The organism is Pseudoalteromonas rubra (assembly GCF_004212645.1).
In the GTDB taxonomy this organism is placed as follows: Bacteria; Pseudomonadota; Gammaproteobacteria; order Enterobacterales; family Alteromonadaceae; genus Pseudoalteromonas; species Pseudoalteromonas rubra_G.
The window spans coordinates 1-13,260 of sequence record NZ_PPUZ01000052.1 but is presented as its reverse complement, the minus strand read 5'-3'; the positions used below and the strand labels follow the sequence as shown (position 1 = coordinate 13,260).

At 48.6% G+C, this 13,260-nt stretch carries 8 protein-coding genes; 7 read left to right on the top strand and 1 reads right to left on the bottom strand.

The features are described 5' to 3' along the window. Both ftsZ and lpxC read left to right on the top strand, forming a co-directional pair. A partial coding sequence (gene ftsZ / locus C3B51_RS18150) for a cell division protein FtsZ (RefSeq protein WP_130245968.1) occupies positions 1 to 1,188 on the top strand: 1,188 nt, incomplete at its 5' end. 96 nt (positions 1,189 to 1,284) lie between these two features. Then, positions 1,285 to 2,208, top strand: coding sequence for a UDP-3-O-acyl-N-acetylglucosamine deacetylase (gene lpxC, locus C3B51_RS18145; RefSeq protein ID WP_046004799.1), 924 nt, complete (start codon positions 1,285 to 1,287; stop codon positions 2,206 to 2,208). 36 nt (positions 2,209 to 2,244) lie between these two features. Here lpxC and C3B51_RS18140 read toward each other — a convergent pair whose 3' ends face one another. Further along, positions 2,245 to 2,730, bottom strand: coding sequence for a DUF721 domain-containing protein (locus tag C3B51_RS18140; RefSeq protein ID WP_125717040.1), 486 nt, complete (start codon positions 2,728 to 2,730; stop codon positions 2,245 to 2,247). 429 nt (positions 2,731 to 3,159) lie between these two features. Between C3B51_RS18140 and secA the strand changes: the two genes are divergently transcribed. The 5 genes from secA (at position 3,160) to nagP (ending at position 12,784) form a co-directional block, all read left to right on the top strand. Further along, positions 3,160 to 5,868: a preprotein translocase subunit SecA gene (secA, locus tag C3B51_RS18135; RefSeq protein WP_125717041.1), complete on the top strand. Its 2,709-nt coding sequence runs from the start codon at positions 3,160 to 3,162 to the stop codon at positions 5,866 to 5,868. Positions 5,869 to 5,944: 76 nt separating this feature from the next. Next, positions 5,945 to 6,352, top strand: coding sequence for an 8-oxo-dGTP diphosphatase MutT (mutT, locus tag C3B51_RS18130; RefSeq protein WP_130245967.1), 408 nt, complete (start codon positions 5,945 to 5,947; stop codon positions 6,350 to 6,352). Between the two features lie 40 nt (positions 6,353 to 6,392). Continuing rightward, the gene (locus tag C3B51_RS18125) at positions 6,393 to 8,462 is read left to right on the top strand and encodes a M13 family metallopeptidase (RefSeq protein WP_130245966.1); all 2,070 of its coding nucleotides are present in this window, start codon (positions 6,393 to 6,395) and stop codon (positions 8,460 to 8,462) included. A 175-nt stretch (positions 8,463 to 8,637) separates the two neighbouring features. After that, positions 8,638 to 11,223, top strand: a complete 2,586-nt coding sequence (locus C3B51_RS18120; RefSeq protein ID WP_206076652.1) for a family 20 glycosylhydrolase — start codon at positions 8,638 to 8,640, stop codon at positions 11,221 to 11,223. A 259-nt stretch (positions 11,224 to 11,482) separates the two neighbouring features. Then, positions 11,483 to 12,784: an N-acetylglucosamine MFS transporter NagP gene (nagP, locus tag C3B51_RS18115; RefSeq protein WP_125717044.1), complete on the top strand. Its 1,302-nt coding sequence runs from the start codon at positions 11,483 to 11,485 to the stop codon at positions 12,782 to 12,784. Positions 12,785 to 13,260 lie beyond the last annotated feature (476 nt).

The window sequence follows — 13,260 nt, the reverse complement described above, 5'->3', positions numbered from 1 at the left end:
GAAGAAGCCGTTATTAAAGTCATCGGCGTCGGTGGCGGCGGCGGTAACGCTGTAGAACACATGGTAAAGCAGGAAATTGAAGGCGTTCGTTTCATCGTGGCGAACACCGATGCGCAGGCGCTGCGCAAGTCCTCTGCCGATGTGACTGTGCAACTGGGTACTCAGATCACCCAAGGTCTCGGTGCGGGCGCTAACCCGGAAGTGGGTCGTAGCGCAGCGGAAGAAGATGTCGATGCCATCAAGGCAAGTCTGGAAGGGGCTGACATGGTATTTATCGCTGCTGGTATGGGTGGCGGAACCGGGACTGGTGCGGCACCGGTTGTGGCCCGTGTTGCCAAAGAGCTGGGGATCCTGACTGTGGCAGTTGTAACGCGTCCATTCGATCTGGAAGGCAAAAAGCGTATGGCGGCTGCCGATCAGGGGATTGGCGAATTGTCAGAAATTGTAGATTCACTCATCACAATTCCTAACAACAAGTTACTTAAAGTTTTGGGTAAAGGCACTACATTATTAGATGCCTTCGCTAAAGCAAACGACGTATTATACGGCGCGGTGCAGGGCATTGCTGAGTTGATCACCCGTTCTGGTTTGATCAATGTCGACTTCGCGGACGTACGTACAGTTATGTCAGCGATGGGCACTGCCATGATGGGGACCGCTGCGGCCAGTGGTCCAGACCGGGCACAAGAAGCGGCAGAAGCGGCGATTTCCAGCCCACTGCTAGAAGATGTCGATTTAACCGGTGCTAAAGGTATCCTGGTTAACATCACGGCTGGCATGGACATCACAATCGAAGAATTTGAGATTGTGGGGAACCATGTGAAAGCATTGGCGTCTGAAAATGCAACTGTGGTTGTGGGTGCGGTTATCGACCCAGAAATGAGCGAAGAGCTGCGTGTGACTGTGGTTGCAACGGGTCTTGGTGGTGAGCGTAAGCCGCAATTCGGTATCGTTGACAACGGCCTTAAGAAAGCGGTTGGCTCTGACAGTGACGGCGGTAAAGGACAGAATATGTTTGTCCCAAGCTTTACGCAAACTACCAGCGAAAGCAGCGAGCCAGAGCAAAGCAATGTTGCCCCGTCTGAGCCTAAACCGGCCAGTACATCTGCATCATCTGGCAATGCTGGTGGTAAAGAAAAAGGGGATTACTTTGATATCCCTGCGTTTTTACGTAAACAATCTGATTAACGTCAGGTTAAAAAACAAACGATTGGCAGTTGGTTCTATCTGTGATAGAATTTGCGGTCTTATTTAGTCATTAACCAGTCAGAAGCGGACGAACCTATGATAAAACAACGAACGATTGCTGAAGTCGTTAAAGCCACAGGTGTAGGATTACACAAAGGTGAAAAGGTCACGATCACTCTCCGACCTGCGAGCGTAAATACGGGGATCGTATTTCGTCGCGTAGATCTCGACCCGGTTGTCGATTTTGAAACAACCCCCGAAGCTGTGGGCGACACGCAATTGTGTACTTGTTTGACCAATAAAGACGGTGTTCGTCTGTCAACAACGGAGCATTTAATTGCAGCCGTTGCGGCACTGGGTATTGATAACCTGGTCGTTGAGCTCGATAGTGCAGAAGTACCGATTATGGACGGTAGTGCATTACCGTTCATTTACTTGCTGCAAAAAGGTGGGATCGCAGAGCAGAATCTGGCTAAGCGTTTTATCCGCATTAAAGAAAAAGTGCGTGTAGAAGACGGTGACAAGTGGGCTGAAATTGAGCCTTATGACGGCTTCCACATCGACTTTGAAATCGCATTTAACCACCCGGCGATTAACGCTAGCCGCCAACGCATTGGCCTGGATATTACAGCCCAGAGCTTTACTGAAGAGATCAGTCGTGCGCGTACGTTTGGTTTTATGAAAGACATTGAATACATGCACGCCAACAATCTGGCTTTAGGTGGCAGCATGGACAATGCCGTGGTACTGGATGAGTTCAAAGTGCTTAATCCAAACGGGCTGCGCTATAAAGACGAGTTCGTAAAGCATAAAATCCTGGACTGTGTTGGCGATATGTTTATGGCAGGACACAACATATTGGGCAAGATCACTTGCTTCAAATCAGGTCATGGCCTGAACAACAAGCTGTTACGTCAGATCATTGCCACTGAGTCAGCATGGGAATGGGCGACCTTCGATGAGCCTGTCACTATGCCAGCACCTGGCATGGAAGTGGATACCAGTTTAGCAACCGCCTGAGTTGTTAGATGGGAGAAAAAATGACGCCAAAGAGCGTCATTTTTTTTGTCCGCCATGTTTGGCAAGGCGTAAGAGTTTTTCTTTCAAGCCGGCCGGGGCATGCTCGGCAAGCGCCATCAGATCCCCCGCTGTTTGCGCGCTCATTTGTCGCCCGCTATAACTGGCCTCTGGTGTTTTGACTTGGTTTTGCTGCGGTGTAAGACGCTGTTGCGCTTCCGGGTTGGTGCCTATCTTAACCTGGCAACAATCATGCAAGCCTGCGGCACGAAAACTACTGAGGATCTCCATCTTCAGGTAATTTAATCGCGTCGCTAACGTTGCCGACGCAGCTTCAACGTACAAAGTACCATTCTGGTAATTGGCAACACGGCATTTTTTACTAAGAACCGGGCCCAACGCATTGTGCAGAGGCTGCTGTAGCTCGGCGATGCCCTGGGCTTTTTGCATATAACCATGTAGTTTATCTGACCAGCTTCCAGCCAGTTCGTTGAGGGGTTTAGGGTCAAATCGGTTTTTACTCATAGCAACAACTCACTCACGCCTGCCTTAGCAAGCATTTCACCATCTCACCGCCCAGTATAACGCGTGCACGTCATTACAGATAGCAGATTACACACCCGGTTTAAGGCTTGCCTTGAAATTCCTCGATGCCGCCCATATGTATACGAGCAATACCTCGAAAACCTTGTCTACTTCTTTATCTGGAAGCCGATAATACGGCACTGCCGGTGTGTCATTGGATGGTTTGGGTGTGATTCCCAAAGCTTGTATGGTTAAATAGGAACAGATTACTTTTTGATGGTTTGCAGACGCGCATAGTCTGGTATGATAGGGCACAAATTTAACTCGGCACACAGCAAGGTCCGACTTTGTCGCCAACAGGACGAGCGAGCGTGATAACCGCGTTACCCCAGTAGGTGCTCGCAAATAGATGAGTGAAATGGTTTAAACATGATAACGAAAATTTTTACCAAGATTTTTGGTAGCCGCAACGACCGAATGATTAAAAATCTGAGAAAATCGGTCGCCCTGATCAATGCCCTAGAAGAACAATACAAGGCGCTGTCAGACGAACAACTGCAAGCTAAAACCGCGGAATTCAGACAAAGATTTGAGCAAGGCACCAGCCTGGATGACATGCTGCCGGAAGCCTTTGCCACGGTGCGTGAAGCATCGACACGGGTATTTGGCATGCGCCACTTTGACGTGCAAATGATAGGCGGTATTGTGCTGCACCAGGGTCGCATTTCAGAAATGCGTACCGGTGAAGGTAAAACACTGACCGCGACCTTGCCTGCATACTTAAATGGTCTGACAGGTAAAGGCGTGCACGTCATTACCGTGAATGACTATCTGGCGAAGCGGGATGCTGAGAACAACCGCCCTCTGTTTGAATTCTTGGGCCTCACTGTAGGTTGCAACGTGCCGGGCATGATGCCAGCCCAGAAGAAAGAAGCCTATGCAGCCGATATCACTTATGGCACCAACAACGAATTTGGCTTTGACTACCTGCGCGACAACATGGCATTCAGCATTGAAGAGCGCGTCCAGCGTCCATTGCACTATGCTGTGGTGGATGAAGTTGACTCCATCCTGATCGACGAAGCCCGTACGCCGCTAATTATTTCAGGTCCTGCCGAAGACAGCTCTGAGCTATACACTAAGATCAATACCATAGTACCTGAGCTGATCCTGCAGGAGAAGGAAGACGAAGAAGGGGTTGAAGGCGATGGCGACTTCACGCTCGACGAAAAGAGTAAGCAGGTACACCTGACCGAGCGAGGTCAGGTTAAAGTTGAAGAATTACTGGTTAATAATGGCCTGATTGAAGAAGGCGATTCACTTTACTCTGCAGGTAACATCACCCTGCTAAGCCATGTTTATGCCGCCCTGCGTGCACACAAGCTATATCAAAAAGATGTCGACTACGTTGTTAAAGACAATGAAGTTATCATTGTTGATGAGCACACGGGTCGTACGATGGAAGGACGTCGCTGGTCAGAAGGTCTGCACCAGGCGGTGGAAGCCAAAGAGGGTGTTCGTATCCAAAACGAAAACCAGACGCTGGCCTCCATCACCTTCCAGAACTATTTCCGTTTGTACGACAAACTGGCGGGGATGACAGGTACTGCTGATACCGAAGCGTTTGAGTTCCAGTCAATCTACGGACTGGATACTGTGGTTATTCCGACCAACAAGCCAATGATCCGTGATGATCGTGCTGATCTGGTTTACCTGACGCAGGACGAAAAGTTTGAAGCCATTCTGGCCGATATCCGCGACTGTCAGAAACGCGGCCAGCCAGTCCTAGTCGGTACCATTTCAATCGAAAGCTCAGAGTATCTGTCACACTTCCTGCGCAAAGAAAAAATTGAGCACAACGTACTAAATGCGAAATTCCACGCTCAGGAAGCGGATATCATTGCGGATGCGGGTTTACCGGGTAAAGTGACCATTGCCACTAACATGGCGGGTCGTGGTACGGACATTATGCTGGGCGGTAACTGGCAGAATGACGTGTCTAAACTGGACAATCCAAGCGATGCGCAGATTGATGAAATTAAAGCGCAGTGGCAGAAACGCCATGATGAAGTACTTGAAGCGGGTGGTTTACACATCATCGGTACTGAGCGTCATGAATCTCGTCGTATCGATAACCAGTTACGTGGTCGTTCTGGTCGTCAGGGCGATGCTGGTTCGAGCCGTTTCTACCTGTCAATGGACGATGCGCTCATGCGTATCTTTGCTGGCGAACGCATGACTAACATGATGCGTAAGCTTGGAATGCAACGCGGCGAAGCCATTGAGCACCCCTGGGTTAACCGTGCCATTGAGAATGCGCAGCGCAAAGTTGAAGCGCGCAACTTTGATATTCGTAAGCAGTTGCTTGAGTACGATGATGTAGCCAACGATCAGCGTCGCGTGGTCTATGAACAGCGTAACGAACTGCTGGAAGAAGGTGACATTTCAGAAACTATTTCTGCTATCCGTGGCGATGTGATCAATGCTGCCATTGATCAGTACATTCCGCCGCAGAGTCTGGCCGAAATGTGGGATATCCCAGGTCTGGAAGAGCGTCTGAAGAATGACTTTATGGTTGAGTTGCCAATTGCCAAGTGGCTTGAGGAAGACAACAAACTATACGAAGAGCGTCTGCGTGAGCGTATCGGTGAAGAGATTGATGCGGCTTACAAGCAAAAAGAAGAGATGGTGGGTGCCCAGGTCCTGCGTCAGTTCGAAAAGGCTGTGATGCTGCAAAGTCTTGATCAGCACTGGAAAGATCACCTTGCTGCGATGGACCACTTACGTCAGGGGATTCACCTGCGTGGTTATGCACAGAAAAACCCGAAACAGGAATACAAGCGCGAGTCGTTTGAGCTGTTCTCGGAAATGCTTGAAAACCTTAAGGTGGACGTCGTTGGTGTACTGAGCAAAGTACAGGTGCGCGCTGAAGAAGATGTTGAAAAAGTAGAAGAGCAGCATCGTCGCAGCGAGCAGGCACCGCGCCAGTATCAGCATGAAGAGTCAGCGCCAGTTGGCGGAGAAGCGCCCCAGGGAGCGGCGGTCGCAGCGCGCACTGAGCCTAAAGTTGGCCGCAATGAACCATGTCCATGTAAATCGGGCAAAAAATATAAGCAATGTTGCGGTAAGCTATCTTAAGTTTGCAGCGACATTATGAAAAAGCGACCTTGTGTCGCTTTTTTTATCTCAGAAAAACAGATTATTTGAGTTAGATATGACAAAAAAAGTGGTGAATGTAGCTGTGGGTGTCATCATTCGGGATGCACAGTTTTTTGTATGTAAACGCGCTAAAGAGCAGCATCAGGGTGGTCTGTGGGAGTTTCCGGGTGGCAAAATTGAAGCACAGGAAAGTGTCACTCAGGCATTAGCCAGAGAGTTGAAAGAAGAGATAGGTATTGATGTTCATGGCTCTGAACATTTACTGACAATTGAACATGACTATGGCGACAAACAGGTTAAACTGGTAGTGCATAAGGTCGAAGACTTTTCGGGACAAGCAACAGGGCTGGAAGGGCAGCCCAGCCAGTGGGTCAGCTGGTGTGAGTTAAAACAATTGGCTTTTCCCGCCGCCAACGTGGCGATTCTGGACGCACTGGCGCAACAATATGATGCGCATCAGTAGCAACGGCCGTTGAGCAAAATTACCAGTAAGGATGATAAAAATGAAGAAAATAGCAGTCACTGCCGCAGCGGTTGCGCTGGCACTGGGTCTGACAGGGTGTAGCGAGCAGATTAAAACAGACTCGCAAGCCGAAGTAATGCAGGCAAAAAGCACCCTGAATTCAGGGATCGCACTGGACAATATCGATAGTGCCGTAAGGGCGCAAGATGATTTCTATTACCATGTGAACGGTAAATGGTTAGCACGCACCGAAATACCGGCAGATAAGTCAAATTATGGTTCATTCACTGAGCTGTACGATGCATCACAAAAAGCGTTGCGTAAAACCCTCGAGCAGGCTGCCAGCAACGACCAAGCCAAGCCCGGCTCAGACGAGGCTAAACTGGGCGATTTTTATCGCAGCTACACAGATGAATTGGCACGTGAAGAGCTAGGCACTGCACCTCTGCAGTCGTATCTGGCGCCTTTCCAGGCATTACAGAGTAAATCTGAACTACCCGCCTTATTTGCCCGTGCCTTGTCTCAGGGCGGTACAACCCCTTTGAGTTGGTATGCAAATAATGATGCCAAAAATTCTACCATGAATACGCTTTATTTGTGGCAATCGGGTTTGGGTTTGCCGGACCGGGATTTCTACCTTCAGGATACTGAAAAGTTCACCCGAATTCGCGCTGAGTATCGTCAATATATTGAGCGCCTGATGCAGGTGATGGGCTATGATAAAGCTAGTGCGGAGCAGGCGGCCGAGCATATTATGGCACTTGAAACCGCATTAGCTGAGATTCAGTGGTCACGGGTTGAAAGTCGCGATGCGGATAAAACCTATAACAAGTTTCAGGTTGATACGCTCAATGCAAAGCTGCCACATTTTGATATGGCGGCGTATCTGAAAGCGTTCGGCTTAAATACCAAAGAGCTGGTCGTTACTCAGCCTAGCTATCTGGAAGGGCTGTCGGGGCTGATTGGCAAAACGGATGTAGCCGCCTGGCGCGATTATCTCACTTTTCACTTTGCCAGCGATTATGCACAGCTGCTGCACAAGACGGCGGTTGATCTGAAGTTCAACTTCTACGGCAAGACACTGCGTGGCCTCGAAGAGCAGGCTCCGGTTTGGAAGCAAGCGGTGAATGCCAGTAACGATGTGCTGGGCGAGCTGCTGGGTAAAATTTATGTCAAAGAGTATTTTCCGCCAGAAGCGAAAGCACGCATGGGAGAGCTGGTCGATAACTTGCTCAAAGGGTTTGAGCAATCCATTGAAGAGCTGGAGTGGATGAGCGCAGAAACTAAGCAGGCTGCGAAGGTGAAACTCAGTAAGTTTACGCCTAAGATTGGCTATCCGGACAAGTGGCGGGACTACTCAGGGCTAGAGATCAATGCTGACGACTTGGTGGGTAACTATGTACGCTACAATGAGTGGGCTTATCAGGATATGGTGGGCAAAGTCGATAAACCAGTCGATCGCAGTGAATGGTTTATGACGCCGCAAACCGTTAACGCTTACTACAACCCGGTTAATAACGAAATTGTCTTCCCTGCTGCGATATTACAGCCACCATTTTTCAACCTGGAAGCCGATGATGCCGTTAACTATGGTGCCATTGGTGCCGTCATAGGCCATGAACTGGGCCATGGGTTTGACGATCAGGGTGCCAAGTATGACGGCGATGGCAACTTGCGTAACTGGTGGAGTGAGCAAGATCTGGCTCAGTTTCAGGCGCGCAGCCAAAAACTGGTTGAGCAATATAATCAGTACCAGCCTTTTGAAGATGCCAGTGTAAATGGTGAGCTAACATTAGGCGAAAACATTGGTGACCTTGGCGGTTTAAGTGTCGCGCTTAAAGCGTATCAGCTGTCTTTGCAAGGCAAACCAGCTCCAGTCATTGATGGTTACACCGGTGAGCAACGCTTCTTTATGGGATGGGCGCAGATCTGGCGTCGCAACTACCGTGATGAAGAACTGCGTAATCGTTTGATGACGGATTCGCACTCACCGAGTCACTATCGTGTTATTGGTGTACTGCCAAATATGCCGGCGTTTTACGATGCGTTTGATGTCAAAGAAGGCGACAAAATGTATCTTAAACCGCAAGAGCGGGTCAAAATCTGGTAAGTGTTTACTGCTATCATGGCCGCCAGTTTCTGGCGGCTTTTTTGTATTAACTCTCTGATAAAAAAGACGATAGAGATCTTGTAAGGAAAAATTGATAGCGCTGTCATTTTTTCTTCTATATGATGGTATTTACAACAATTTGAAGTTTGCGCTCAGCGCAGGTTAAGGAGCCGGAATGAAAATACAGAAAAAACTGCTCACCCGGGCCATCGCGGCCACGCTTTTAGTCCCGATGATGGCTAAAGCCGCCTGGGATAGTGCTCAACTGCAAACCTTTACTGACAACACCACCTTTAAGTTTGCGGTAGAAAGCAATCATCACAATGGCAGCAGCAGCTTTCTGGCTTCTATCACCTTACAAAATGACTCAAAGTTAGCGCTACCAGCTGGCGAAAGCGACTGGCAGATCTACTTTCATTCAATCCGAAAAGTGGCTACTGAGCAGGCAAGTGGACTGAAGTTTGAGCATGTGAATGGCGACTTGCACCGTTTAGTGCCGACTAAGGAGTTTGCCGGATTAAAACCGGGAGAAACACTGACCATTCCCTATGAGGCTGCCGCCTGGATAGCCGCTTATACTGACTTTATGCCGCGTGCATTTATGGTCAGTGGTAATTCAAAACCGGCCGTGTTCGCCAATACAGACAGCGAAAACATGCTGGACTTTGTCGCGCCCATTGTGCGTGATAACCAACTGGATCGTCACGGCGAGCCAAAAGATTTATCACCGCGCGCGACTGCAGCATGGCGTTTTGAACAAAACCAGCAGACTGGCAAACTGTCTCGCGAAGACGCGCTGAAACGTATTATCCCTAAGCCGATGGATGTCGACTTTAACCGTGGTTACGCTGAGCTTAACAATCAGTGGCAGATCCGCTATGCGGGCAGATTAAAAAGTGAAGTCGCCGTATTTCAGGAAGATTTGGCAGATTATGGCCTGACATTGGAAGCACAGCCGGATCATATTAGCGCCGGCAAAGCCAGAACAATCTATCTTCAAGTAGCGGGCCTGAGCGATTTGGGCAGCGAAGGCTATCAGCTGGAAGTAGACGACAACAAAATTGTGATCACAGGCCATGACAATGCGGGTGTGTTTTACGGTATCCAGAGTTTGCTTGCGTTATTCCCGGCCGATCAACAAGGCCAGATACAGGTGCCTAATGTAGAGATAAAAGATGCCCCGCGTTTTGGCTGGCGTGGCATGCACTACGACAACGGTCGTAACTATCATGGTAAAGAGGCGCTGTTTAAATTGGTCGAACAGATGGGCCGTTACAAGCTGAACAAGTTTCACTGGCACTTTTCTGAAGATGAAGGCTGGCGACTTGAGATCCCAGGCCTGCCTGAGCTGACGGATATTGGTGGCTATCGTTGCTTCGATTTGCAGGAGCGTGAGTGTTTACTGACTCAGCTTGGCACCGGTCCGCATAAGTCGGGAACGGGCAATGGTTATCTGACCCGCGCAGAGTTTGTTGAACTGCTCAAGTTTGCCAAGGCACGTCACGTTCAGATCATTCCAGAGATCGAAGGCCCGGGCCATGCTCGTGCCTCGATCAAGGCAATGGAAGCGCGCTATCATACACTGATGGAAGCGGGCAAACCCGAGCAAGCAAAAGCCTATTTGCTTAGCGATCCGCAGGACACCTCAAAGTACATTACCGTACAGAATTATACCGATAACTCTATGAATGTGTGTCAGGACTCGACCTACGCGTTCATTGAAAAGGTGACCTATGAGTTGCAAGGCATGTATCGAGAAGCGGGTACGCGTCTGACCAACTTGCACTTTGGTGGTGACGAAGTGGGTGCCGGCTCCTGGGTTGATTCGCCCGTGTGTCAGGCATTATTTTCCGATCCTAACAATGGCATTGCCGGTCCGACCGATCTTAAGCCCTACTTTACCCAGCGAGTTGCCACTTTGCTGGCAAAGCGCGGCATTGCACCGGGGGCCTGGGAAGATGGCCTGATGTATGACAAGGTCAATCCGTTTAACCGCGATGCATTTCCCAATGAGGTCTTTACCGCCAATGTCTGGGACAATATCTGGGAGTGGGGTGTGGCTGACAGGGCGCATCGCCTGGCCAATGATGGCTACCAGGTAGTGCTGTCCCATGGTACGCACTTGTACTTTGACCACCCTTATGAGCCACATCCGGCTGAACGCGGTTATTATTGGGCTGCCCGCTACACGGACAGCAAGAAAACCTTCAGCTATATGCCGGATGATGTCTATGCCAACGCCGACTTCACCCGCAGTGGCGAGGTCATTGAAAATTTAGAAGCCCTGGTTGGTCGTCCTCTGCCGGAGCTGGAAAAACCGGAAAATATTCTTGGTATTCAGGGGCAGGTCTGGAGTGAAACCATTCGTACCGAAGACCAGATGCAGGCGATGGTTTTTCCTCGTTTGCTTGCGATGGCAGAACGTGCCTGGCATAAAGCTGGCTGGGAAGGGGAGCGCCTTGATAAGAAACGTTTTGCGCAGGACTGGCATGGATTCGCTGGCGCACTGGCATTAAAAGAGCTGACCAAGCTGGATAAAGCCGGTGTCAATGTGAACCTCCCCGTGCCGGGCGGCAAAGTGATTGATGGGCTGCTTCATGCAAACAGTGCATTCCCGTACTTAACCATTGAAGTGAGTCTTGATAATGGTAACTCCTGGCAAACTTACACAGCTCCGATGAGTGTAAGTCAGCCTGGTGGCGTATTATTACGTACCCGTTTAGGCAATAAAAAGTTTAGCCGTACCACAGGTTTAGACTAAATCATCCGATAGTGTCACCTTGGGGAGGGATTAACACTTCCCCAAGGTGAGGACATTTGATTACAAAACTAACTAGAAAAAGGCCAAATTTTAACGTAAAGTTAAATGTCAGCGCTGTCATTTTGGCTCTGCGTTGTTAAATAGCCGTCATCATGGTGCGACTATCTGGGCCGATAGCACAGAAAATAATAATCCGGATTACTTTTAATTCGTTTTAATCCGACCTGTATTAATCTTAATTAGCAACAAGAAGAGTTTTATGGAAGCGACAGTGGAAAAAGATGACCTCGAAAAGCAAAGCGTCTGGTTACCGATGACACTTGCTGGCTCAATGTTTTTTATATTGGGCTGTATCACCTGGTTAAATGGTGCTATCACACCATTCCTGCAGCAAATGCTGGAACTGAGTCCGCTACAGGCCTCTTTCATTATTTCCTCATTTTACATTGCGGTAACGGTTGCAGGGATCCCCTCTGCGATGTTGATAAAACGCGTTGGGTACAAAAATGGCATGGCGATTGGCTGTGCTATTATGGCGCTGTCCGCTTTGATGTATATTCCGGCTGCCAAAATGCAAATGATAGAGATCTTTTTGTTTGCACAGTTAATGATAGGGGTTGGGCAGACCGTCCTTCAGACAGCTGTCAATCCATACGTAGTTAAAATGGGCTCAGAGCGCTCGGCTGCGGTGCGTGTTTGTATTATGGGCTTGCTGAATAAGTCTGCTGGTGTCATAGTCCCCATTGTATTTGCTGCTGTTGTTGTCAGCGGGGTGGTGAATGAAGGTGAATCTCTTAGCCAGGCTCAGAAAGACATGATGGCGAATAGTCTGATTGCGCCTTACATGGCTATAGCTGGATTGATCTTTTTATTTGCTGCATTTGCTAAATTCTCTCCACTACCAGACTTAGTATTTGAAGAAGAAGGTCAAACCAGTAAAGGTGAAGTGAAGGAGGCCCTTAGTCATCCACATTTGGCCTTAGGTGTCATTGGTATTGCCTTATACGTTGCAGTGGAAGTTATCGCTGCCGATACAATTGGTTCGTACGCATTGCAATTAGGCATCGCTGATTACTCCGTAATGACCTCATATACGATGGGCTGTATGCTTATTGGTTATGCAATTGGTATCGCTTTAATTCCACGTTTTATGTCGCAACAAAATGCGCTGGTCATGTCTGCAATTGCTGGTATTGTTACCGTTTTTGCTGTAGTTTTAGGGGACAATGAATCAACAGCCTTGGCAAATATATTGCTTGTCCCCTTTGGTGGACCGCAATTACCAGATCCGCTGCTATGTATTGCTTTGCTCGGTTTTGCTAATGCGATGGTTTGGCCCGCTATCTGGCCATTGGCTCTGGATGGGCTAGGTCGCCTTACTGGTACCGCTTCGGGCTTGTTAATCATGGGTATTGCAGGCGGAGCCTTAGGGCCTCTGTTGATTGGTATCGGTAACGTTGCTGGCCTCGGTGCTCAGGGCGCATACAGTTTAATGCTACCCAGCTATCTGTTCATTTTGTTCTATGCCCTGAAAGGCCATAAGATGAGAAGCTGGAAATAGCGAAAAGAATTTCTATCTGTAAAGTAGAAATAATCCCGTGTGTAATGCCACCGTAAGGTGGCATTTTTTATGTCATTCTGCACCAGTTAAATGCCTCTCCCATCCTTCATTTGATTTTACTGACATATCCCGTTGTTCATCCGTCTTGCCAAAATTGTGTAGAAAATTTCTCGATATTCTCACTGTAACGGAAGTGCTACTTTGGATGTGCGCAAAATAAGCGCTATCTTAACTTTTAAGGAATAGTAGAAATCAAACTGCAAGTTAAAGAAAACGCTTTAAAAAGGTGTATTTGGCGAATTCATAGTTGGATGTTAAAGCGACACTCGAGATAGTCGGTGCTGCGGCGAGTATCACACATGGGATGTATAGTGTTGGTACAAACGGCGTAATCTAATATCTGGCGCCTTGCGGTAATCATTGAGGTTGTACAAATGCCGCAGTTTTACCATGAGTATTTATACCAATTTCACTTA

What these genes read in the sequence shown, in the direction of transcription:
- lpxC (WP_046004799.1), top strand. Translation starts at nt 1,285, where the DNA reads ATGATAAAACAACGAACGATTGCTGAAGTCGTTAAAGCCACAGGTGTA.
- C3B51_RS18140 (WP_125717040.1), bottom strand. Translation starts at nt 2,730, where the DNA reads ATGAGTAAAAACCGATTTGACCCTAAACCCCTCAACGAACTGGCTGGA.
- secA (WP_125717041.1), top strand. Translation starts at nt 3,160, where the DNA reads ATGATAACGAAAATTTTTACCAAGATTTTTGGTAGCCGCAACGACCGA.
- mutT (WP_130245967.1), top strand. Translation starts at nt 5,945, where the DNA reads ATGACAAAAAAAGTGGTGAATGTAGCTGTGGGTGTCATCATTCGGGAT.
- C3B51_RS18125 (WP_130245966.1), top strand. Translation starts at nt 6,393, where the DNA reads ATGAAGAAAATAGCAGTCACTGCCGCAGCGGTTGCGCTGGCACTGGGT.
- C3B51_RS18120 (WP_206076652.1), top strand. Translation starts at nt 8,638, where the DNA reads ATGAAAATACAGAAAAAACTGCTCACCCGGGCCATCGCGGCCACGCTT.
- nagP (WP_125717044.1), top strand. Translation starts at nt 11,483, where the DNA reads ATGGAAGCGACAGTGGAAAAAGATGACCTCGAAAAGCAAAGCGTCTGG.